At 37.3% G+C, this 21,940-nt stretch carries 22 protein-coding genes; 19 read left to right on the top strand and 3 right to left on the bottom strand.

From position 1 onward, the window contains the following. Positions 1 to 11: 11 nt before the first annotated feature. From rsmI to GVV19_RS02110, 7 genes are all read left to right on the top strand, one after another. Positions 12 to 857 carry a 16S rRNA (cytidine(1402)-2'-O)-methyltransferase gene (gene rsmI / locus GVV19_RS02140; RefSeq protein WP_159645157.1) on the top strand — a complete coding sequence of 282 codons (846 nt, stop codon included), beginning with the start codon at positions 12 to 14 and terminating at the stop codon, positions 855 to 857. Between the two features lie 10 nt (positions 858 to 867). Beyond that, on the top strand, positions 868 to 1,842 hold the full coding sequence (gene guaC / locus GVV19_RS02135) for a GMP reductase (RefSeq protein WP_159634899.1): 975 nt from the start codon (positions 868 to 870) through the stop codon (positions 1,840 to 1,842). Positions 1,843 to 1,872: 30 nt separating this feature from the next. Next, positions 1,873 to 2,271 (top strand): Fur family transcriptional regulator, encoded by a 399-nt coding sequence (locus GVV19_RS02130; RefSeq protein WP_159634902.1) that lies wholly within the window; start codon positions 1,873 to 1,875, stop codon positions 2,269 to 2,271. Positions 2,272 to 2,317: 46 nt separating this feature from the next. Then, the gene (locus GVV19_RS02125; RefSeq protein WP_159641731.1) at positions 2,318 to 3,085 is read left to right on the top strand and encodes a tyrosine-protein phosphatase; all 768 of its coding nucleotides are present in this window, start codon (positions 2,318 to 2,320) and stop codon (positions 3,083 to 3,085) included. A gap of 95 nt (positions 3,086 to 3,180) precedes the next feature. Next, on the top strand, positions 3,181 to 5,100 hold the full coding sequence (gene metG / locus GVV19_RS02120) for a methionine--tRNA ligase (RefSeq protein WP_159645154.1): 1,920 nt from the start codon (positions 3,181 to 3,183) through the stop codon (positions 5,098 to 5,100). A 43-nt stretch (positions 5,101 to 5,143) separates the two neighbouring features. Continuing rightward, on the top strand, positions 5,144 to 5,746 hold the full coding sequence (locus GVV19_RS02115; protein ID WP_159634911.1) for a histidine phosphatase family protein: 603 nt from the start codon (positions 5,144 to 5,146) through the stop codon (positions 5,744 to 5,746). Between the two features lie 50 nt (positions 5,747 to 5,796). Continuing rightward, the gene (locus GVV19_RS02110) at positions 5,797 to 6,405 is read left to right on the top strand and encodes a histidine phosphatase family protein (RefSeq protein WP_159645152.1); all 609 of its coding nucleotides are present in this window, start codon (positions 5,797 to 5,799) and stop codon (positions 6,403 to 6,405) included. A gap of 32 nt (positions 6,406 to 6,437) precedes the next feature. Here the strand turns inward: GVV19_RS02110 and GVV19_RS02105 are convergent, their stop codons facing one another. The 3 genes from GVV19_RS02105 to GVV19_RS02095 are packed head-to-tail and all read right to left on the bottom strand — an operon-like array spanning position 6,438 to position 9,645. Further along, positions 6,438 to 8,423, bottom strand: coding sequence for an ABC transporter permease (locus tag GVV19_RS02105; RefSeq protein WP_159645150.1), 1,986 nt, complete (start codon positions 8,421 to 8,423; stop codon positions 6,438 to 6,440). After that, the gene (locus GVV19_RS02100) at positions 8,420 to 9,289 is read right to left on the bottom strand and encodes an ABC transporter ATP-binding protein (protein WP_159634920.1); all 870 of its coding nucleotides are present in this window, start codon (positions 9,287 to 9,289) and stop codon (positions 8,420 to 8,422) included. The genes GVV19_RS02105 and GVV19_RS02100 overlap by 4 nt, the downstream gene beginning before the upstream one ends. Then, positions 9,286 to 9,645 (bottom strand): GntR family transcriptional regulator, encoded by a 360-nt coding sequence (locus GVV19_RS02095; protein ID WP_159641735.1) that lies wholly within the window; start codon positions 9,643 to 9,645, stop codon positions 9,286 to 9,288. The genes GVV19_RS02100 and GVV19_RS02095 overlap by 4 nt, the downstream gene beginning before the upstream one ends. 129 nt (positions 9,646 to 9,774) lie before the next feature. Between GVV19_RS02095 and mnmG the strand changes: the two genes are divergently transcribed. The 12 genes from mnmG (at position 9,775) to GVV19_RS02035 (ending at position 21,870) form a co-directional block, all read left to right on the top strand. Then, the gene (gene mnmG / locus GVV19_RS02090; protein ID WP_159634926.1) at positions 9,775 to 11,634 is read left to right on the top strand and encodes a tRNA uridine-5-carboxymethylaminomethyl(34) synthesis enzyme MnmG; all 1,860 of its coding nucleotides are present in this window, start codon (positions 9,775 to 9,777) and stop codon (positions 11,632 to 11,634) included. Positions 11,635 to 11,789: 155 nt separating this feature from the next. After that, positions 11,790 to 12,761, top strand: a complete 972-nt coding sequence (locus GVV19_RS02085; RefSeq protein ID WP_159645145.1) for a Gfo/Idh/MocA family protein — start codon at positions 11,790 to 11,792, stop codon at positions 12,759 to 12,761. Between the two features lie 13 nt (positions 12,762 to 12,774). After that, positions 12,775 to 13,491 (top strand): 16S rRNA (guanine(527)-N(7))-methyltransferase RsmG, encoded by a 717-nt coding sequence (gene rsmG / locus GVV19_RS02080; protein ID WP_159641738.1) that lies wholly within the window; start codon positions 12,775 to 12,777, stop codon positions 13,489 to 13,491. Further along, positions 13,484 to 14,233 (top strand): nucleoid occlusion protein, encoded by a 750-nt coding sequence (gene noc / locus GVV19_RS02075; RefSeq protein WP_159634935.1) that lies wholly within the window; start codon positions 13,484 to 13,486, stop codon positions 14,231 to 14,233. The genes rsmG and noc overlap by 8 nt, the downstream gene beginning before the upstream one ends. Positions 14,234 to 14,260: 27 nt before the next feature. Continuing rightward, on the top strand, positions 14,261 to 15,037 hold the full coding sequence (locus tag GVV19_RS02070) for a ParA family protein (protein ID WP_159634938.1): 777 nt from the start codon (positions 14,261 to 14,263) through the stop codon (positions 15,035 to 15,037). A 5-nt stretch (positions 15,038 to 15,042) separates the two neighbouring features. Further along, positions 15,043 to 15,915, top strand: a complete 873-nt coding sequence (locus GVV19_RS02065) for a ParB/RepB/Spo0J family partition protein (protein ID WP_207948901.1) — start codon at positions 15,043 to 15,045, stop codon at positions 15,913 to 15,915. Between the two features lie 23 nt (positions 15,916 to 15,938). After that, positions 15,939 to 16,232, top strand: a complete 294-nt coding sequence (locus GVV19_RS02060) for a hypothetical protein (RefSeq protein ID WP_159634941.1) — start codon at positions 15,939 to 15,941, stop codon at positions 16,230 to 16,232. Positions 16,233 to 16,421: 189 nt separating this feature from the next. Continuing rightward, the gene (locus GVV19_RS02055) at positions 16,422 to 18,002 is read left to right on the top strand and encodes a right-handed parallel beta-helix repeat-containing protein (RefSeq protein WP_159645142.1); all 1,581 of its coding nucleotides are present in this window, start codon (positions 16,422 to 16,424) and stop codon (positions 18,000 to 18,002) included. 131 nt (positions 18,003 to 18,133) lie between these two features. Further along, a complete protein-coding gene (locus tag GVV19_RS02050; RefSeq protein ID WP_159645139.1) occupies positions 18,134 to 18,421 on the top strand; it encodes a hypothetical protein in 288 nt (95 codons plus the stop codon). Positions 18,422 to 18,790: 369 nt separating this feature from the next. Further along, complete coding sequence (locus GVV19_RS02045; protein ID WP_159634950.1) at positions 18,791 to 20,104, top strand: ABC transporter substrate-binding protein; 1,314 nt, start codon at positions 18,791 to 18,793, stop codon at positions 20,102 to 20,104. Positions 20,105 to 20,174: 70 nt separating this feature from the next. Then, positions 20,175 to 21,053: a carbohydrate ABC transporter permease gene (locus GVV19_RS02040; protein WP_159634953.1), complete on the top strand. Its 879-nt coding sequence runs from the start codon at positions 20,175 to 20,177 to the stop codon at positions 21,051 to 21,053. Beyond that, positions 21,043 to 21,870, top strand: coding sequence for a carbohydrate ABC transporter permease (locus GVV19_RS02035; RefSeq protein WP_201287515.1), 828 nt, complete (start codon positions 21,043 to 21,045; stop codon positions 21,868 to 21,870). The genes GVV19_RS02040 and GVV19_RS02035 overlap by 11 nt, the downstream gene beginning before the upstream one ends. The last annotated feature ends 70 nt before the right edge of the window (positions 21,871 to 21,940 follow it).

The raw sequence follows: 21,940 nt of genomic DNA, 5'->3' as shown, positions 1-21,940 counted from the left end.
GAGGTCCCGCTATGATTAAGCAACAAAGTTTTAAAAATGAACTGCCAACACTGTATCTTGTCGCAACACCGATTGGAAACTTACAAGAAATGACACCACGTGCCATTGAGGTTCTCAAAACAGTAGATATTGTTGCTGCAGAGGATACACGTAATGCGCGTAAACTATTTTCGCATTTTGATATTGAAACGAAGTTAATCAGTCATCATGCTCACAACGAACATGAGAGTTCACAAGGGATTATCGACCTATTGCATAACCATTCGAGTGTTGCATTAATTAGTGATGCAGGATACCCCCTAATTTCAGATCCTGGGCAAACTTTGGTTCGAGATGTTATTGCTGCAGGATATAATGTTGTGCCAATTTCAGGTGCGAGTGCATTTCTAAATGCATTAGTTGCTTCAGGTCTTGTTGCCCAACCATTTGCGTTTATGGGATTCTTGGAACATAAAGAAAATCAATTAAAAAAACAACTCGAAAAAGATAAAGATTTGCCGATGACAACTGTCTATTATTTATCGGTTCACAAGTTAGCAAAGACCCTAGAAATCGTGTATGATGTATTAGGTAATCGCCAAATATGCCTTGTTCGTGAACTCACCAAAATGCATGAAGAATTCATACGTGGCAGTGTTACCGAAGTTATCGATGCAGTCGATGTGATTAAAGGTGAATTTGTTCTTGTCATTGAGAAAAATTCAGTTGAAGAAATTGTGACGTTTGAAACGCTCATTTCGCAAATTGATGACGCAATTTCAGAAGGAAATTCAGTATCACGATCAATCTCATTGGTAGCGAAGCGTAATAATGTATCTAAAAATGATCTTTATGCGCAGTACCACGAATCAAAATAGGAGAGATAAAATGAAAATTTTTGATTATGAAGATATTCAATTGATTCCCAATAAATGTATTGTGAACAGTCGTTCAGAGTGTGATACAAGCATTGAATTAGGAAACCGCCGTTTTGAAATGCCAATTGTTCCTGCAAACATGCAAACCGTTATTGATGAACCCCTTGCAATCTGGTTAGCAGAAAATAACTACTTTTATGTTATGCACCGCTTCGATGAAGCACGTCGTTATGACTTCATAAAGGAAATGGCAGAACGTAATTTATTTTCATCGATTAGTGTTGGTGTCAAAGGTGATGAGTATGGTTTTATCGAACAACTCGCTAATGACAATGTGATCCCTGATTATATAACAATTGATATTGCTCATGGTCACTCAGAGTCCGTTATCTCAATGATTAAACATATTAAAAAATTCATTCCTCAAACATTCGTAATTGCGGGTAATGTCGCAACACCTGAAGCTGTTCGCGAACTTGAAAATGCGGGAGCGGATGCTACGAAAGTTGGCGTTGGACCTGGAAAAGTATGTATCACAAAATTAAAAACTGGTTTTGGAACTGGTGGATGGCAATTATCAGCGCTAGCATGGTGTGCTAAAGCAGCACGTAAGCCAATTATTGCTGATGGTGGTATTCGCGACCATGGTGATATTGCAAAATCAATTCGCTTTGGAGCAACAATGTGTATGATTGGTTCACTCTTTGCAGGTCACGAAGAATCTCCAGGGGAAACTGTTGAAAAAGATGGAGTTACATTTAAAGAATACTTTGGTAGTGCGTCACAATTCCAAAAAGGTGAACACAAAAATGTCGAAGGTAAGAAAATCTTGGTACCATACAAGGGAAATCTTGCTGATACATTGTTAGAAATGAAGCAAGACTTACAATCTTCAATTTCCTATGCGGGTGGAAGAGACCTTGAGTCAATCCGCAAAGTAGATTACGTAATTGTTAAGAATTCTATATTTAACGGCGACCGTTAAAATATGATATAATTTACACAGGGTGATGCTATGAGTTTAAAACTTACAAAACAAAGACAAGAAATCCTCGATGTTATTCAAGCATCTGACGGACATATGACCGCAGACGAAATACATTCAACATTAAAAGAGCATGGAGTATCGGTAGGAATTGCGACTATTTATCGCAATCTTAACGTTTTGTATGCAGAAAAGTTGATTAACCGTGTGCGCCATCCTGAGCTAGGATTTATCTATGATAAGAATCTACATGATCATTATCATTTTAGATGTCGCGAATGCAATCGAATACAAGATGTAGAGATTGAGTATCGTGATGATTTACATGCGCTTGTAGAACAGGAACTTGGATGTCTCGTGATTGATCACGATATGTCATTTGAGGGAATCTGCAGCGAATGTTTAAAAAAACGAACCAAAAAAAGCTAAATCCCGTCATTACGGGATTTTTCAATAGATATGAAAGGGATAGTACATGCATACAAAAATATTAAATTTCCGTGATTTAGCTGGAATACCTGTTACTAATGGTGTTGTGAAGCCACATAAATTGTTGCGAGGTGGTCCTCTTGAAAATCTGGATGACCAAACGCGGGCCCGTCTTGTTGATGAATTTGAGTTAACGCATGTTATCGACTTGCGAACGCTTAATGAACAAGATCGTCAACCTAACGAAATTCTCGATGGTGTCCGGTATACACATTTAGATATACTTGGGAAACGTGAACGCACAACAGCAGACCCAATGGAAATGCTAAAGATGGTCGAAGACGTAAACTCGGTTGAGCATATGCAATCGCTAAATGATACATTTATTCGTGATGAAGATGCTCGTAATGAATACCGACAATTCTTCAAGGAACTTTTAAATAATCCTGAAGGTGCTACTTACTTCCATTGTTCAGCAGGAAAAGATCGTACTGGGTTCGCAGCTGCTCAAATATTGAAAATTCTGGGTGCATCTCGAGAATCAATTTTAGAAGATTATTTGATGACAAATATCCTCAACAAAGATAATCAAAAACGCATGGTTGATCTCATGTTGGAACAGCATCCTGATGCGACACACGAACAGATCGAAAATTATCGAGGATATACAATGGTTGCGGAATCCTATATTCAAGCGGCATTTGATGCAATCGATGAAGATTATGGTGATTTTGATACCTACGTTGCGGAAGTCTTAGAACTTACTGCAGACGATATTGAAATACTTAAAACAATTTACGTAACAGAACAATAATCTCAGTGGGATTGAATCCCATTGAGATTTTCTTTTCTAAGTTGTGAGAAGTGACTAAATAAGCTATAATTACAAAGAAATATGCGGAGGCCTATATGAAAGACAAAAAAAATTATTACATTACATCCGCCATTGCTTACACCTCAGCAAAGCCTCATGTTGGGAACATTTATGAAATCGTATTAGCTGATGCTATCGCGAGATTTAAACGTGCACAAGGCTTTAATGTTCGTTTCCAAACTGGAACAGACGAGCATGGACAAAAAATCGAGGATTATGCGATTGCAGCGGGTATTACACCAAAGGAACATGTCGATAACATTTCTACAATTATTCGTGACCTTTTTGATCTCATGGACGTAAAATATGATTACTTCATTCGAACCACAGATGAAGATCATAAAACACAAGTCAAAAAAGTATTCAAAAAATTACATGACCAAGGGGATATCTATAAAGGTGTTTACGAAGGTTGGTACTGTAAAGCTGATGAAGCATTTTACTCAGACATTCAAGTTAAAGATGGTTTATGCCCAGATTGTGGTGCAAAATTAGAACGTCAAAAAGAAGAAACATACTTCTTTAAAATGAGTAAATACCAGGATCGTTTGGTAAAACATATTCAAAATAATCCAAATTTCATTCAACCAGAATCACGTAAAAATGAAATGGTCAAAAACTTTTTAACAGAACCACTTCACGATTTAGCGGTTTCTCGTACAAGTTTCAAATGGGGAATTCCTGTTGATTTTGATCCAGAACATGTTGTTTACGTATGGATTGATGCATTAATCAACTATATTACAGGTATTGGATATGATGCTGATGGAAACCATAGCGCAGAGTTTGCGGAATGGTGGCCGGCAGATGTTCACTTAATTGGTAAAGATATTTTACGATTCCACACAATTTACTGGCCAATTATTCTCATGGCATTAGATGTTGAATTACCCGAACAAATTTTTGGTCATCCATGGTTACTTTCCGGTGATGATAAAATGAGTAAGTCAAAAGGAAACATGGTTTATGTTGACGACTTGGCTGCAGTGTTTGGTGTTGATCCTGTTCGTTATATTATGCTTCATGAAATGCCATATGAACGTGATGGCCATATCACAAATGAACTGATGATTGAACGTATTAACACAGACCTTGCGAATATTATAGGGAACTTAGTTAATCGTACAGTTGCGATGATCAATAAATACTACGGGGGCGTCCTAACGGTAAACACTGTGACAGACCCACTAGATACAGAACTTGTTGATGCAATTCAAAATTTAATACCAAATGTCGAAACAAAAATGGAAACATTACATGTTGCGGATGCAATTAGTGAAATTGTAAGTCTTTTCCGTAAAGGAAATAAATATATTGATGATACACAACCATGGGTACTGGCAAAAGATGAAGCGTCAAGTGATCGCCTCCAAACGGTACTTTATAATCTTGTAGAATTGATTCGTGTTGGTGGTATTGCTTTAGAAGCTTTCATTCCATCGACATCTCAAGAAATTCTTGACCAAATTAATGTTGAAGATCGTTCATTCGAAAGTGCGCGTCAATATGGTCGTACACCATTAGGTCACAAAGTTATCGATAAAACTGAAATTATCTTCTCACGTTTAGATAAAGAAGAAACTTTAGCAAAACTTACTGTTGAAGAAGAACCAGAAGTGGTTGAAGAAGTCGTCGAAGAAATCACGATAGACGAGTTCAAAAAAATGATCCTAAAAACAGGAACAATAGTGGATGTTGAGAAACATCCAAAAGCCGACAAACTCTATGTAGTTCAAGTTGACTTAGGATCTAAAACTGTCCAAGTCGTAAGTGGTCTTGTGGAACACTTTACGAAGGACGAACTAATGGGGAAACAAGTTGTTGTTGTAACGAACTTAAAACCTGTCAGTTTACGGGGTGTCCAATCAAACGGAATGATTCTAGCAGCTAAAGATGCTGAGGGAATGGATCTTGTTTCAGGTGGAACTGTCGCAAACGGAACACAAATTAGTTAACCAGTCCCTCCGCAAGGAGGGATTTATTTTTTAGGAGGAATTTATGAAAGTTGTTTTTATCCGTCATGGTCGTTCCATGGCCAATGATACGGGTGTATGTGCAGGTTGGTACGATACACCGTTATGTGAAAAAGGAATTGAAGAGTTACATCAACATCGAGAAACGTATACCTATCCCAAAACCGATCGTTACTACAGCTCTGATCTGAGCCGCGCTTACGATACCTTTAAAATTCTTTATGGTGATGAAACACCGCTTGCAGAGAAAACATCAGCATTTCGTGAAATGTCAGTGGGCGATTATGAAAATGTTGCGTGGGATGCCATGGATTTTAATCCGTTCGACGAACTTTTTGGCAACAACAAGCCAGTTCTAAATGGTGAGACTGTTTCGCAAATGAGTTTACGTGTTTTTGGAAAGCTAACAAAAATACTTTCCGAAATGGATGCATCGAATGAAGATAGTGTTACGATTGTTTGTCATGCAGGTGTAATTATGATGGTTCTTACATTTCTTGCGCCACTGTCGTTTGAAGAGCGTATGAATATTGAAACACCCAATGGACTGGGATATGTCATGGATTTAGATTTTGATGCAATGCACAATCATATCCGCCTTAACTCTTACCATAAAGTCTGGGAGTAAAGGTCGCTTTCAAGGGCGAATCTTGGTACAATACAACCAGAGGTGATAGCATGAAAGTTGTATTAGTAAGACATGGATTTACAGTTGGAAATGATTTAGGTACTTATACAGGTTGGAGCGACACAATGTTGTCGGATAAAGGAATTCGCGAACTCAAAGAATACCGTGAAGCGTATAATTACCCAGAAACAGATCGTTATTATACATCTGATTTAACACGTACAATTGATACATTTAAACTTATTTATGGTGAAGAAACACCAATTACGGAATCAACATTTGCCTTCCGTGAGATTAACTTTGGTGATTATGAAGATGTTCGTTGGGATCAAATCAACAACATTCCTTACAATGAAGTTTATATCCAAAACAAACCCCATGTGAATGGTGAAACCATTTCTCAAGTTAGTTTGCGTTTGTTTGGAAAACTGACGGCAGTTCTTGGGGAAATGCAAAAAGCAGGCGAAGATAGTGTAACAATCGTCTGTCATTCAGGAGTCATTAAGACCATCTTGATGTTCCTCAAACCTGTATCTTTTGATAATTATCGTCGTATCGATACGCCAAATGGCTTGGGTTATATTCTCGATGTTGATTTTGATGCGTTAAATAACTACATCACATTGAACTATTATGATCCAATCGAGAAGATAAAATAAAAACTGTCTAAATAGACAGTTTTTTTGTTCGATTATTTCAATGGAATTGCGATTGAAAATGGAATTAGTGTATCTTGACCGATTGACTCAACATATAAGATGTTATGTAGTTCATTAGTGTAATCAGCAGCAGTTACTGCCGTCTCATAAGTGACTGCCTCAGTTCGAGATAAATTAGATAAAGTAACGGTGTCATAGTTCAAAAAAGACAATGCGTTGGTACTCATAAACCCGTATTCGGGATTAAAGAATCGCGGAATTACAATATCTGTCTTTGGCTTGGCAAGGAAATAGTTTAGATTAACATCAGTTTTCTTACCTGTGTTTGCTTTGAGATAAGCAAGCGTTCCTGGGAATCGTTGGTCAACGTTTAATTGATAGGTTTCAGCATTCTTTTGATACATAACAATGTATTCAAGTTTGCCACCATCTTGAGTGTAATCTTGTGTTGAATCAATATTCCTTAAATCATTAGTATAGATGGTTCCAAGTTCTGTAAAGTTTCCAGTGAACTCATGCTCAGCTGTCAGAGTGTTATTAAAAATTTGCATCGCAGTAGGATTAAAACGTGGTCGTGATAATGGATTAATTTGAATCAGTGTTTCTGATGTATGCATCATTGAAAAGAGTGGATCCAACTTGTCTTTACGAACAAAGAACTCTCGGTTCATTTGACTGCCATTATCTAAGTTATAGGAAAATTTGAGTAACGCATATGGTGACTGCCCTGGTTCTGTAAAGATATCACTGTAGGATAATACTGATGCGTCTTTTTCGAAATCATCGACAATTGATTGGTGGAATGCAACGAAATCGGTAATACCCTCATCAGATGTGATAAAGATATCTTTAGTTGAACCTTCACCAAAAGGTAATTGAGCAACGGTACTTCCTGAAATCTTAATGCGCTCAACATTTTCGGCATTTGGGACGCGTGTTGTGAAACCATAGCCATTTGATATAAAAATAAATGCACAGGTTACAATTGTAACAAGAACAACAATACCGTAGTTTCGTGTTATTTCTCGGATATTTCGTGTCGATCGGTTTTTGATAATATTTAATAAAACGTAAATGACATAGCAAAGTAAAATTGGGAGAATGATGACGAATGGTGATAGGAAATGGTTCACATTAGTGAGAATTGCCCAGAACGCAATCAAACCAACCAGTAACAATGCCGTGAATAAAGATGTAATGAGACTGAAGAAGACCCGATTCGTAAACGGTTGTTCTGTCTTTTCAGATTTTCGAATTTGGTAGAGATAGATAGAAACAGCATTAATAATTATTCCAAGAATAAGCCAGTACGATGAGATAATCGTAGGACTGTATTCAACCCCTAAACTATTGGTAACATGGAATGTTGCGATATGAGGCGAGAAGAGTGCAAGCATCTCGCCAGACCCTGATGCAAAACCAAGAATGAAGCGCCCGGCAAAAAATTGGACAGCGGTATATGCAATATAAGGTGCAATAGATAGAATTACAGTGTAGATAATTGCATCGGACAATGTTCCGGTATTCATGATGACAAAAATTGTCATACTCATTATTGCCGCGAAAATAATAACTAAACGGGCATATATAAAGAGATGTTCAACGGACATTGGAATAATATTCAAGATATAAGAAAGAATATAACCCAAACCATATGTAATCGTAAATGGAATTACAACCATCATTAACGATGCAAATAAATAGGTAATATATAGGTCACGACGTCGTACTGGCAACGAGTGATAAATGTTCACCGATTTACTCGAAAATAAATAGTTAAAGAATAAGAATGGTGAAATGGCACTGATGAAAACAGTGACAGTCGCAAGGAGGCTAACCAAGAATTGTGGAAATGGATTCAATGTCGATGTTGCTGAACTATTGAGCCAATTGATAAAGATTGGTAGTGGAAAAGTTGTTAGCAATAAAATAGTGAAAACCGTCATAAATGCCTTGAGTCGTTTCGCGTGGAAGCCGATGAGATCAAAGTTTATCCGTGATGTGAATAAGAGTTTCATATGTTGACCTCCGCCATAAATATTTCATCGAGTGATGTATCATCATGTTCGTAAAGAATAGGGTTTAATGTTTCAAGAAATGCTTCTATTTCTGAACGATTTCCTTTAACAAGAAGTGTAAAAATTCGTGATTTACCACTGATGCGTAGTGTCTCAATGTTTGCGAATACTTTAGGATCAATATCGTTCGCAAATGCAATCTGGTATTTATGATAGGAATTTAAGAACTCTTCTTGAGAGTAGTTCATCTGAATTGTATTCTTATCTAAGATAACTACTGAATCGCAAATATCTGATAACTCTTGAAGGTTATGTGATGAGATGATCACAATTGTTTTATTTGTTGCAACTTCATCACTAATCATTTGGCGAATTTTGAAGCGCATTAAGGGATCAAGACCATCAAATGCTTCGTCCAAAAGCAGTACTTTGGTGCGTGCTGCGATTCCAAGAAGGAGTGAGACTTGCCGTTTCATCCCTTTCGAGAAGGAGTTTAAAGATTGATCTTCATCTAAATCAAAAAGATAGAGTAATTCATAGAAACGACCATCGTCAAAATTTTTATAGAAGACTTTATAAAAATCGCGCATCTCTTTGATGGTTGCTTTAGTCATAAAATAGGCGTCATCGCTGACAAAGAAAACCTCTTTTTGGACATTTGGATTATCGAAAACTTGTTGTTGGTTAAATGCAACAATTCCTGCATCAGCTTCAACGACACCAGCAATGAGTCGTAAAAAGGTGGATTTTCCAGCACCGTTTCGACCAATAAGTCCTAAAATCGTACCATCTTCAATACGGATGTTGATGTCTTCGAGGACTTCGCGATGCTCGTAGCGTTTGTTAACATTAATAAATTGGATCATGAGTGTGCCCTCTTTAGAAAATTTTGAACAGTCTCTGGGTCTTCACCCAGTTCAATAAGTTGTTGATATGCACTTGCTAAGATTGAATAGGCATCTTCTAAGACTGAGTCTAGGCCTTCGGTTGTCTCACTGACAAACGACCCCTTTCCTGCTACGGAATAGATTAAACCCGCCATTTCGCATTCGTGATATGCCTTCGAAACCGTATTCGGATTGATTCCTAATTCTTTAGCAAGAATCCGTACTGTTGGAAGCTGATCGTGTGGCTTCAATATCCCAATAGCGATATACTTAGCGACTTGTTGCACAATCTGTTCAAAGATTGGCAAGGAACTTCTTGAATTAATACTGAACATAATGTCACCTCTATCTGTACCACTTATAGTAATACAGTAATACAAAGCAGTGTCGGCTGTCAATAGTTTAAGCATAAAATAGCGGATTTTATGGATAATGTGTTAAAATCTAAGACGGAGGCTTTAGATATGTATGATGTTATAGTAGTAGGAGGCGGTCATGCCGGTGTTGAAGCAGCAGTAGCTGCAGCTCGCATGGGACAAAAAACTGCACTCTTTACGTTAAATATTGATCGAATCGCAGCCATGCCTTGCAACCCCTCAATTGGAGGTCCTGCAAAAGGTATTGTTGTTCGCGAAATTGAGGCATTGGGTGGTGTTATGGGAAAAATTGCAGACCAAACAGCACTACAATTCCGTGTATTAAATTCAAGTAAAGGACCAGGCGTACAAAGCTTACGAGTCCAATCTGACAAAATCGAATACAGTAAAGCTATGCGCGATGCTGTATTGAATGAACCAGGTATTGAAATTGTCCAAAAAATGGTGGAAGGACTTGTTGTTGAGGATGGGAAAATTGTTGGTATTCAATGTGCTAACGATGAATTCATTGCAACAAAGACGGTTATTATTACTTCCGGAACCTATATGAGCTCAAAAATTTTGGTCTCAGATCGTGTTACTCACTCAGGTCCTGAAGGTGATCCAACGTCAAACAAGTTGTCCAACTCAATACGTGCTCTTGGTCTAAAAACATTCCGTTTAAAGACTGGAACCCCTGCACGAGTCTATACAGATAGTATTGACTTCACAAAGACAACGATCCAACCTGGTGATGACAAACCGTATTATTTCTCAAATACAACACGTAAAGAAGATGTTATTCAAGAACAATATGCTTGTTACCTAACCTATACAAATGAAGAAACTCATAAAATTATCCAAGCCAACTTAGGAAAATCAAGTATGTATTCAGGTGTTGTAGAAGGTGTTGGTGCGCGTTACTGTCCATCTATTGAAGATAAGATTGTACGTTTTGCTGATAAAGAACGTCACCAAATCTTCTTGGAACCAGAGGCAGCATCGCTTGATACAACATATGTTCAAGGACTCAGTTCTTCATTACCTGAAGATGTACAAGATGCTATGCTTCGTACGATTCCTGGATTGGAAAATGTACGTGTTCAAAAATATGGATATGCCATTGAGTATGATGCAATTGACCCAATTCAATTGAAACCAACTCTAGAAATAATGTCAGTTGATGGTCTGTTTACAGCGGGCCAAATTAATGGTACTTCAGGGTACGAAGAAGCAGCGGGCCAAGGACTAATGGCGGGTATCAATGCAGCATTAAAAGTACGTGGGGAAGAACCACTTATTTTAAAACGTGATGAAGCTTATATTGGTGTTATGATTGACGATTTGGTGACAAAAGGAACGTTAGAGCCGTACCGTTTGCTCACATCTCGTGCAGAATACCGTCTGTTATTACGTCACGATAATGCGTATAGACGTCTATCCCATTTTGGACAACGCATAGGCTTATTACATGATGATAAAGCACAATCTATTCAAGATGATATTGCGATTATTGATGCGTTTATTGAAGAAGCGAAAACAATCAAAGTACCTCATGATGAAAACTTTACGGCATACTTTGCGTCAAAGGATTCTCCGTTTGAAAGTCATGACTTAACATTATATGATGCAGTTAAACGTCCGGGTATTGAATTACTGGAGATGCTTGAACTGTTCAATATGGATGTTCGTCAAGATCTTGCATTCCAAATTCAAGTAGAGATTAAGTATGAAGGTTACATCCGTAAAGCCATGAAGGATGCGGAAAAACTACGTTCGATGGAAAATATAAAACTTCCAGAAGACATTAATTATGATGCCATTGATAACTTATCAATTGAGGGAAAACAAAAACTTGGATTGGTACGTCCTGTCACAATGGGACAAGCATCACGAATATCAGGAGTTAATCCTGCCGATGTCGCAATCCTAGCAATGGTTCTCAAACAAAGAAATAAACAAGCTTAACACTCATTCGTGGGTGTTTTTCTTTGCAGTTTACCACCCAATAATGTATAAAAATTGAAAACTGATCACTTTTAGAATGACTTCGAGATACAACATCATGAATACACCAAAAAAATGATATAATACAAGTAATCGACCCCAAAGGAGGACCTGTTATGAAAATAGGGACAATCGGAAGTGGTGTTATTGTTGAAGAATTTATCCAAGCTGCACGGATCGTTGAAGGTGTCAGTTTTGATGCCGCATATTCAAGAACCATGGACCGTGCATCACTTTTTGCACAAAAACATGACATACCTAAAGCTTATGACGATCTTGATGCAATGCTAGCTGACCCAGCGTTAGATTTCATTTATATTGCATCACCTAATAGTTTGCATTATAGCTATACGATGCAAGCACTTCATGCTGGAAAAAATGTCATTGTAGAAAAGCCCTTTGCTGGAAATGTGGTCCGGGCACAAGAAATGATTGCCTTGGCAAAAGCGAAAAATTTAATGTTGTTTGAGGCCATTTGCAACATACATATGCCACACTTTAAGTATATTAGTCAGCAATTCGACCGAATTGCTCCAATTAAGGCAATTCAATGTAATTTTAGCCAGTACTCAAGCCGTTATACACAATTAAAAAATGGTGAAGTCACAAATGTCTTTGATCCACAATTTTCTGGCGGAGCGCTAGCAGATATTAACATTTACAACCTTCATTTTGTTGTGGGTTTATTTGGGAAACCTGATCATGTTACTTACATCGCAAATACGCATGAAAATGGTATTGATACTTCAGGCGTTGTAACACTAACGTATCCTGGTATGGTTGTTGAATGTGTCGGTGCAAAAGATAGTTTTTCTAAAAATTTCGGACAAATCCAAGGCGAAAACGGTTATCTCTACATTCCTGAAGGCGTAAACAGTATTAAAAGTGTCGAAACGATTACAAAAGACGCAAAAATCGATTATAATATTCAAGATAAACCACGTCTTTACTATCAAGTAGATGTATTCAAAAATATTTATGATACACAAGATTTTGTGCGTCGTGACGCATTACTTGAACACAGCCTTGCTGTTGTCGAAGTTGCAGAAAAAGCACGCGATGCAATCAATCTAAAATTTGAATTTTAATAAAGGAGTATGCATGAATTTCAACGTATTTATAGAACAGATAAATACATTAGGAATTGTTGTTTCAGATACGATGGAGCAACAATTTTTAACGTATAAATCACTCATTCAAGAAGTGAATCAGGTGTTGAATCTTACCGCAATTGACGATGATGCAGGGATTTTCCACAAGCATTTTTATGATTCATTACTGATATCTCCATTGATTAAGGCAGACACTACCTTAGCGGACATCGGTAGTGGCGCTGGATTTCCAGGAATTGTCATTGCTATTGCAAGACCGGATGTTCATGTGACATGTATTGAGCCAACAACAAAGCGTACAAATTTTCTAAATCGTGTTGTTGCAGAGTGTGGTCTCAAAAATGTTACTGTTTTGAACCAACGAGCTGAAGACGCAATCGTTGATTTGAGAGAATCGTTTGACTATGCGACGGCACGGGCTGTGGCATATCTCGATATTCTCAGTGAGTTATGCCTTCCATTCGTCAAAATGGGTGGAACCTTTCTGGCAATGAAAGGTCAACGCGCGATGGAAGAACTGGAAATATCAAAAAAGGCCATCACAACCCTTGGTGGGTCATTCAAAGAAAGTCACTTTTTTGATGATGAAATTATGGGTGAGCGATATAACCTTGAAATCGTTAAAATTAAGAACACGCCAAAGAAATATCCACGTATTTATGCTAAAATAAAGAAGACACCGTTGTCGGGGAGGAATCATGATTGATCGCAAAGATATACCGATTGAACTAGTACAGCCCAATCGTTACCAACCACGTACTGTATTTGATGAAGAAAGCTTATTGGAATTAGCTCAGTCTATTCGTGAGAATGGCTTAATTCAACCAATAGTTGTTCGTGAAGTTGATGATCATTATGAGATTATTGCAGGCGAAAGACGTTATCGCGCCATGCTCATGTCCGGATTTTTAACGGTACCAAGTATTATTAGCAATATCAATGATGAAAAAAGTGCAACATTAGCACTGATTGAAAATATCCAAAGAGAAAATTTAAGTGTCCTTGAGGAAGCACGATCATACCGTGACTTACTAAGACTTCAAGGAATTACGCAAAAAGAACTTGCATCACGTGTCGGAAAATCACAATCAGCAATTGCCAATAAAATTCGTTTGTTGGAATTACCTGAACCAATTCTTGAATCACTCGGGAAAAGAGAAATAACGGAGCGTCATGCACGTGCACTATTGGGTGTTGAACGTGAAAAACAAGAAGAATTCCTAGAGGCGATACTTGCCAAAAAGTTGAATGTTAAACAAACAGAAACTATGGTAAATAAACCGAAAAAACGCAAACCTGTTACGCGTGGAATTTCCCAACATATTAAAATTGGTATCAATACGATAAACCAATCTGTACAGATGATTGAAAAAACAGGAATTGCTGTAAAAGCAGAAATGGAAGACTTAGAAGACGAAGTTGTCATGACAATTCGCTTCCCAAAATAAAACCATAGAAATAAAGGATGTGAGTCAATGGGGAAAATTATAGCCGTAGCAAATCAAAAAGGTGGCGTAGGAAAAACAACGACCAGTATCAACTTATCTGCAGGATTAGCTTACTTAGGTCAAAAAGTTCTACTAATTGATCTGGATCCGCAAGGAAACGCATCGCAAGGTGTTGGCGCAAGTCGTATGTCAATTAAAGACAGCACCTATGACCTAATCCTTACAGATAAAGAAGTAGAAGATGTAGCGATTTCGCTAACAACACCACCAATGGATTTAATTCCTGCTACCATCGATTTAGCAGGTGCTGATCTTGAGATGGTTGAGTTTAAAGTAGGACGTGAACGTTTACTTAAAAATAAATTAGAATCAGTCAAAGACAAATACGATTTCATTATTATCGATTGTCCACCATCATTGGGATTACTGAATACAAATGCATTAACTGCAGCAGATTCCGTAATAATTCCAGTACAATGTGAATACTATGCTTTGGAAGGATTAACACAATTACTTTCAACCATTCGCCTTGTACAAAAACTGTTTAATCCAGAATTAAAAATTGAAGGCGTACTCCTTACCATGTTTGATGTTCGTACACGTTTGAGTGTTGAAGTTCAACAAGAGGTTCGTAAGTATTTCAAAGAACGCGTCTACAAAAGTAATATACCGCGAAATGTTAAATTATCTGAAGCACCATCTCGAGGCAATACGATTTTTGAATATGACCTCAAATCCGAAGGTGCAAAAGCTTATGCTTCATTAGCAAAAGAAGTTTTATCGCAGAATAAGAAAGAGAGTTGATATACATGGTCGATAGCAATCGCCTTGGACGTGGACTTGGAGCCATCTTTGGAGACGATGTAAGTAATGTCTTAGAAGATATTCAACAGGGAAAAAACGATGCATTTGGAGGCGTTAAAAACGTCATCAACATTAAAGATATTCGTACAAACCCGTATCAACCACGCCGCCACTTTGATGAACAGAAAATCGCAGAGTTGGCCGAATCAATTAAAACACACGGTTTATTTACGCCAATTTTAGTTCGAGAAACTAAAAAAGGATATGAGCTTGTTGCAGGAGAACGCCGTTTACGTGCGTCAAAACTTGCAGGTCTCAAAGAAATTGCAGCTATCGTTGTTGAATTTGATGATTCACAAATGATGGAAATTGCGATTATTGAGAACGTTCAACGTGAAGATTTAAATGTCATTGAAGAAGCTATGGGATATCAATCCCTAATTGAACGTCTTGGGTTAACTCAAGAAGAAGTCGCATCACGTGTCAGCAAATCACGCAGTCATATTACCAATTTGCTCAGACTTTTACGCTTGCCAAAAGCGGTCCAAGAGATGGTAAGTGAGAATAAATTAACGATGGGTCATGTTCGTCCGCTTGTAACACTAGAAGACGATAAAGAAATCATTCGTATCGCTCAAGAAATCTATGATCGGAAATTATCAGTTCGTGAGGCTGAGGCACTTGTCAACAAACAAGGACAAACCGATGAACCGAGCGAAAAGAAAACTTCGGAGCATCCTGAGTACAGCTATGTGAAGTCACTGTTTGAAAAGAAACTTCAGACACGTATCAATGTAGATAATAAAAAAGTAACAATTCATTTCTCAGATGATGATGACTTAAACAGAATCTTAGAAATTTTAGGAGTTATGGAATAGTAATGATCCGGTAAGGAGGACATATGCCATTATTCTTTCAAGTAATTGCGATGATTGGTGCCTTAAGTGCGATACCACTCGCAATATGGATGTATCGAAAAAAATACATCGATATCTTTATTCTGGGTGGGATAGGAATATATGTTGCCGTGTTTAGTAGTATGGAACCAATGCCATTGTTTGCTATTAATTCCGACATCTTTATTATTCGATTTATAAATGATTTTCTACTAGTTCAGCTCTTCTCAATAACACTTGTATTGTGTGTTGTGTTGTTAGTTACGATACTATACCGAAAATTTATCAAGAAACAATAACTCTGGGTATTAAATACCGAGAGTTTTTCTTTGAAAAAACTTAAGAAACGCACATAGTTGCGATAGTGTCCAAAAAGCAAGATAACACATGAAATTCTCAATGTTTTCATAGCAATACGGTATAATTTTTCGTAATCTATAAGATAGAAAGGTAGAATGCACATTAGTATATTCTATAGACACGATAGTATGGCACAAATTTATTATGTAGATGCACAATTAGGTCATGATACAAATAGCGGAACCAGTTCTCACGAAGCATGGCAGTCGCTCAAGAACGTTAATACGATAATATTTCAACCGGGAGATTCAATTCTATTTAAAACGGATTGTGAATGGTTCGGGCAATTGCATCCAAACGGTTCTGGAACCGTCGATAAGCGCATTAAAATAGGTTCATATGGTACAGGGGCACGGCCAGCAATACACGGCATGGGTGTCACGTCTGTAATTTTACTCGTCAATCAAGAATACTGGGAAATATCACATTTAGAAATAACAAATAAAAATCCAGAAGGTGTTGAACGGGGTCCGCGTCGAGGCATAGATATTCAAAACGTTAACTACGGAAATGACACTAATCAGGTTACCAACCTCGATACGATAACCAAGCTTCATGATTTCTACATCCATGATTTGTATATTCACGATATTCAAGGTGAAGATAAAAAAGATGCTGATGGAAGTGCAGGAATACAGTTCAGTGTATTAATTCCTAATATTTTGGAGGGGATTCCAGCGGAACATTCAGTCAATCAACGGAGCACATTTGATGGAATCCGAATTGAAAACAACGAATTAAGAAACATTGACCGTTCAGGGATTATCTTTTGGACTGATTGGAAGAGTCGTGATTTATTACGCCATGCTGACTTCTTGTATGGCGATAAAACAAAGACACCGTGGACACCTATCCTGAATGCTTATATTGCCCGTAACAAGTTATTTAATATTGGTGGTGATGGGATTGCGCCTCATATGACAGAATCTGCAATCATCGAATATAACTTTATTGACGGTTACAATACAACATCTGAAGGCTTTAATGCAGGAATGTGGGTTTGGAATAGTGATAATGCGTTATTCCAGTACAACGAAGCAACGGGTGGGATATCCATTCGTGATGGAATGCCGTGGGACTTTGACCAAGCTAACAAAGGAACGATTTACCAATACAATTACTCTTATGGAAATGAAGGGGGAACACTCCTTATTTGTCCTGAAAATGAGGGTAATGGGATTGTCGACTGTATCTTCCGTTATAACCTAAGTTATAACGACTTATATCAAACCTTTACAATTGGTGTTGGTGACACCGCTCAAAACATTCAAGTTCATAATAATGTCTTCTATCTGGATGAGACGATGAATACGAATCATATGGTTGCTCAAGGTGGTAATAACCATGCAGAAATATTTAATAACATTTTCGTAAATCATGGTACTGGTACTTATACAAAGAAAGATAAATGGCAGTATCGTCATAATCTCTATGTTGGTAATAATATACCTGATTATGAAACGATACCAGATGCACACCCTTTGTATGATGATCCACAGTTTGTAAATACAGATTTTCCAGGAACGATTCTTAATAAGGAAATGGAAACGCGTGATGTAACGGACTGGTCAGCTCTGAACGGTTTCAAGGTCTTGATGACATCACCTGCTATTGATGCTGGAGTACCCGTTTCAAACGATCCATTAGATTTCTATAAAAACGAAAGTGGTCTTTATGCAAATATTGGCCTCGATCAAAAGACACGCTAAACAGTGTGTTTTTTTTCTGGGAATCAAGGAGTCACAACATAAGCGCTAAAGAATGCGAGTTAATCATAAATTGACGTCATTTTGCATAAACATGGTAAAGTTTGAAGAGATGAGCAATTGTGGAGGATTCAATGAAAAAACTGTGGCAAATGATCGTTAAACATGCGTTACTGATTTGGATTGTATTGGTTTATCTGGGTGTGATGCTTTATCTTCAAATTTATGATTTTTTTGTGGGGTACCTATTTTTTGATATTGCATACAGTTCTGGGGATAATATTGCAAGCGTTCGTGATTTATCAAATTCGATTGTTTCAGATTTGAGTCTGGGAATGACGGTATTTCTAATTGTTTCAGTCATCCTTTACTTTATGATGTTGCGAAGAAAACAGACAACGGCAGCAAAAGGATGGGATTAAACAGGTAACACTATGACATTGAAAAGGAGAGTGATTAAGCACACTTTCCTTTTATTTCGACTATATTTGAAATAATTCCCAAAGAAAAATAACAATAAAACAATCGATGATGTGTAAGTGGTTGCACATTTCGATTATTTTAAATAATTCTCTTATATATTATCTTGCTATAAGTTATCATGTTCTTGGTACCCCTTACATGTACAATTATAAGTTATTTTGTCTATAGCAAGAAAGCATAAAGCAAGCACAAGATTATTATGGCTCGATAAGATATTAAGCCGTATTATGTAAGTGCATACATTACTAAAAGTCAGTAGCGGCTCAACTCGAGTCATTACAAATAGGTGTATCCCAGGAGGAAATAGTATGAAGAAAATACTAGTATTATTATTGAGTTTATTAGTGCTTACTGCTTGTGGATCAAAAGCTAGCGGTGGTGCTCAAACTGAAGCAGATATGGCCAAAGCGGAACGCGTTCTTGAAGGAACGATTCAAATTTATGCGCCAAAAGGAAAAAACTCTGACTATCTTACAAAGTCAATGGAATTATATAATCAAAAATATTCAGCGAATCTAAAATTAGATTTAGTTGATGTTGCTCCAGCAATTCCAATGGTACAAAAAATTACACCAATGCTTGTATCAGATGAAAAAATGCCAGAATTAGTATTCATGCAAGATTCAGTAGCAGGTTCTATCTTTGAAAAATTCGAAGACCGTTTCTACTCTGCTGAAGCATTCGGATTTGTTGGTGAACACGGAAGCAAATTCTACCCAGCAAAAATGAACATGCTTAAAAATATCGCACCAAGTAAACAAACATTTGGATTCCCTAATGACTGGGGTAATGCAGCAATGTTCTATAACGATGCAGCATTCAAAGAAGCTGGTGTCAACATGGAAGAAGTTAAAACATGGGACCAATTCATTGAAGCAGGTAAAAAACTTAATGCAGCTACAGGTAAAAAATTAATGTACATGCGTGATACTGGTGAAGTCGATATGATCAACTATCTGACAGAACAACAAGAAGTATCTATGTTTGATGAAGCAGGAAACTTGAACTTGCTTAATGATGCTGTAATTAAAGCATACGATGTAGTAAACCAAATTCAAGAAGCAGATCTTGCAGCTTATGGACCATCAAATGACTATATTAAAATTGGACAAGAAACAGGTGTTATCTTACAAGGTGGTTGGTTAGCGTCAATGCAATCAAAAGATTTCCCAGATGATTCAGGAAACTGGCGTGTCGCAAAATTACCACAAATGATTGAAGGTAAAGACGTTGCTCCAATGAGTGGTGGATCAAGCTACTATGTTACAAAAAATTCTGAAAATGCAACGGCTGCGTACCAATTCATTACATTTGCACTCACAGACCTTGATGCATTACAAGCATACATGGGATTCATGGGACTTCCTGCAAACATGGAAGCATATGAAACAGAAGCTGCTAAGAAACAATTCGAATACTACGGTAACCAAAGCATTCTCGAAGAACTCAATGAAATTAGTAAAACAAGTGTGAATGGATATGTTTATCCATATTCAACAGACCTTGCAAACTATATTCAACAAGCAAGTTATGACATTCAGTATAACGGTGCAGATGTAAAAACAGCACTCGAAAAACAAGCAAACGATTTTGCTCAAAAATATGGCATTAAAGTGAACTAAGTACTCTGATTTATGAGCACCTTCTCAGGTTTATTGCGGAGGGTGCTTCTTTGATTATTAAGGAGCATATATGAAAAGCAATATCGAATCACAACAATCCAAATCAGCTTATAAAATGTTGTCGCCGTTTATTTTCTTCTTTGTCCTAACGGTGCTAATACCTACTATCGCATCTCTCTTCTTTAGCTTTATGAAAATTTCATCTCAGTTTGAGTGGGTGGGATTCGATAACTTTATAGGGATTTTTAAAGATCCATTATTCTTCAAATCGTATGTGAACGTCTTTATTTTTATGGCCGGTTCAATTCCGATTACAATACTACTTGCATTAATTTTTGCGGTAATTCTTAATAAACCGATGGTCAAAGGACGTACGTTCTTCCGTACGGTTTACTATCTTCCTGCGATTACTTCAATTGTTGCAGTATCGTCTATTTTCTTAACATTTTACAATCCTACCGGACTATTCAACCAAGTACTTGCATTGGTAGGGTTAGGACCCATTCCATGGTTAACTGACCCATTCTGGGCTCGTGTATCAATCATAATAGTTTCGATCTGGCTCAATGTTGGTTACTATACAATCCTCTTCTTAGCAGGGTTGCAAAATGTTCCAGGTGAGATCTACGAAAGCGCAGATATAGATGGAGCCAACAAAGTTCAACAATTCTTCCGCATTACAATCCCAATGCTGAAACCTGTTATCTTGATGGCAATCATCCTATCGACGATTAACGGTTTGGGAGCATTTGAAGTTCCCAACATCTTGTTCAAAAATGGATTTGGTCCAGAATCATCTGTTGTTACTGTAGGGGTTAACCTCTATAAAACAAGCTTTGAGATGGTTGACTTCGGTCGTGCATCAGCAATTTCATGGACAATGGTCTTTGTATCAGCAGTTCTATCGATAATTCAGTTCAAGCTTGGAGGTAAAGATAATGAAGCGTAAATTACCATCATTAACTCTAATTTATTTCGTATTAATATGTGGTGTTGTTGTCTTTGCGCTTCCATACCTATACATGATTATTTCATCTACACAAACCAATGAAGTCATCCTTGGAACAACATTAAATTTCAAATTTGGACCACACTTCGGTGCTAACATTGGCGAAGTTCAAGAGAAATATGATTATGTACGGGTCTTGATGAATACAGCAATTATTACAATTGTCGGAACAGTTATTTCAACGTTTATCACTACGTTAGCGGGATATGTTATGGCTAAGTACAAGTTTAAAGGTCAAAAATTGATGTTTAACCTCGTTATGGTTTCACGGATGGTACCACAATTTGCTGTGATCATTCCACAATTCTATATCTTAAGCAAGCTTGGACTAACAAACACCTATGCTGGTGTAATCATTCCTGCACTTGCATCGACAAACTCTGTATTTATTATGCGTCAGTATGCTAAACAGATTCCTGATGAAATCTTGGAGGCACCACGTATTGATGGTGCCAATGAATGGACGATATTCTCGAAAATTGTAGTTCCGATTTTAATTCCAAGCATCATTACGACCGCACTGCTTACATTCATGGCATACTGGAATGCATATCTCATGCCATTAATTATGTTAACAGATCCAAAGAAATTTACAGTGCCACTTATCATTCAAAATATGACACAAAACTTCTACGATCCCTTAAACTACGGTGCTTTAATGGCATTGCTTGCTACATCAGTAATTCCAATCATTTTAATCTACGGTTGGTTACAAACAAAATTCAAAGCGACCAATTTGGATTCAGCAATTAAATAATGCTAAGACTGCTTGGAGCGAAACGGCTTGAAGCAGTCTTTTTATGAATAAAATCTAAAGGAGATAAGAA

The organism is Erysipelothrix anatis, assembly GCF_009828745.1.
Lineage (GTDB): Bacteria > Bacillota_I > Bacilli_A > Erysipelotrichales > Erysipelotrichaceae > Erysipelothrix > Erysipelothrix anatis.
The sequence above is the reverse complement of the archived record's forward strand: the minus strand, read 5'-3'. Positions and strand labels throughout refer to the sequence as shown.

Excerpts from the sequence above, each read along its gene's own strand:
- rsmI (WP_159645157.1), top strand. The coding sequence starts at position 12 with ATGATTAAGCAACAAAGTTTTAAAAATGAACTGCCAACACTGTATCTT.
- guaC (WP_159634899.1), top strand. The coding sequence starts at position 868 with ATGAAAATTTTTGATTATGAAGATATTCAATTGATTCCCAATAAATGT.
- GVV19_RS02130 (WP_159634902.1), top strand. The coding sequence starts at position 1,873 with ATGAGTTTAAAACTTACAAAACAAAGACAAGAAATCCTCGATGTTATT.
- GVV19_RS02125 (WP_159641731.1), top strand. The coding sequence starts at position 2,318 with ATGCATACAAAAATATTAAATTTCCGTGATTTAGCTGGAATACCTGTT.
- metG (WP_159645154.1), top strand. The coding sequence starts at position 3,181 with ATGAAAGACAAAAAAAATTATTACATTACATCCGCCATTGCTTACACC.
- GVV19_RS02115 (WP_159634911.1), top strand. The coding sequence starts at position 5,144 with ATGAAAGTTGTTTTTATCCGTCATGGTCGTTCCATGGCCAATGATACG.
- GVV19_RS02110 (WP_159645152.1), top strand. The coding sequence starts at position 5,797 with ATGAAAGTTGTATTAGTAAGACATGGATTTACAGTTGGAAATGATTTA.
- GVV19_RS02105 (WP_159645150.1), bottom strand. The coding sequence starts at position 8,423 with ATGAAACTCTTATTCACATCACGGATAAACTTTGATCTCATCGGCTTC.
- GVV19_RS02100 (WP_159634920.1), bottom strand. The coding sequence starts at position 9,289 with ATGATCCAATTTATTAATGTTAACAAACGCTACGAGCATCGCGAAGTC.
- GVV19_RS02095 (WP_159641735.1), bottom strand. The coding sequence starts at position 9,645 with ATGTTCAGTATTAATTCAAGAAGTTCCTTGCCAATCTTTGAACAGATT.
- mnmG (WP_159634926.1), top strand. The coding sequence starts at position 9,775 with ATGTATGATGTTATAGTAGTAGGAGGCGGTCATGCCGGTGTTGAAGCA.
- GVV19_RS02085 (WP_159645145.1), top strand. The coding sequence starts at position 11,790 with ATGAAAATAGGGACAATCGGAAGTGGTGTTATTGTTGAAGAATTTATC.
- rsmG (WP_159641738.1), top strand. The coding sequence starts at position 12,775 with ATGAATTTCAACGTATTTATAGAACAGATAAATACATTAGGAATTGTT.
- noc (WP_159634935.1), top strand. The coding sequence starts at position 13,484 with ATGATTGATCGCAAAGATATACCGATTGAACTAGTACAGCCCAATCGT.
- GVV19_RS02070 (WP_159634938.1), top strand. The coding sequence starts at position 14,261 with ATGGGGAAAATTATAGCCGTAGCAAATCAAAAAGGTGGCGTAGGAAAA.
- GVV19_RS02065 (WP_207948901.1), top strand. The coding sequence starts at position 15,043 with ATGGTCGATAGCAATCGCCTTGGACGTGGACTTGGAGCCATCTTTGGA.
- GVV19_RS02060 (WP_159634941.1), top strand. The coding sequence starts at position 15,939 with ATGCCATTATTCTTTCAAGTAATTGCGATGATTGGTGCCTTAAGTGCG.
- GVV19_RS02055 (WP_159645142.1), top strand. The coding sequence starts at position 16,422 with ATGGCACAAATTTATTATGTAGATGCACAATTAGGTCATGATACAAAT.
- GVV19_RS02050 (WP_159645139.1), top strand. The coding sequence starts at position 18,134 with ATGAAAAAACTGTGGCAAATGATCGTTAAACATGCGTTACTGATTTGG.
- GVV19_RS02045 (WP_159634950.1), top strand. The coding sequence starts at position 18,791 with ATGAAGAAAATACTAGTATTATTATTGAGTTTATTAGTGCTTACTGCT.
- GVV19_RS02040 (WP_159634953.1), top strand. The coding sequence starts at position 20,175 with ATGAAAAGCAATATCGAATCACAACAATCCAAATCAGCTTATAAAATG.
- GVV19_RS02035 (WP_201287515.1), top strand. The coding sequence starts at position 21,043 with ATGAAGCGTAAATTACCATCATTAACTCTAATTTATTTCGTATTAATA.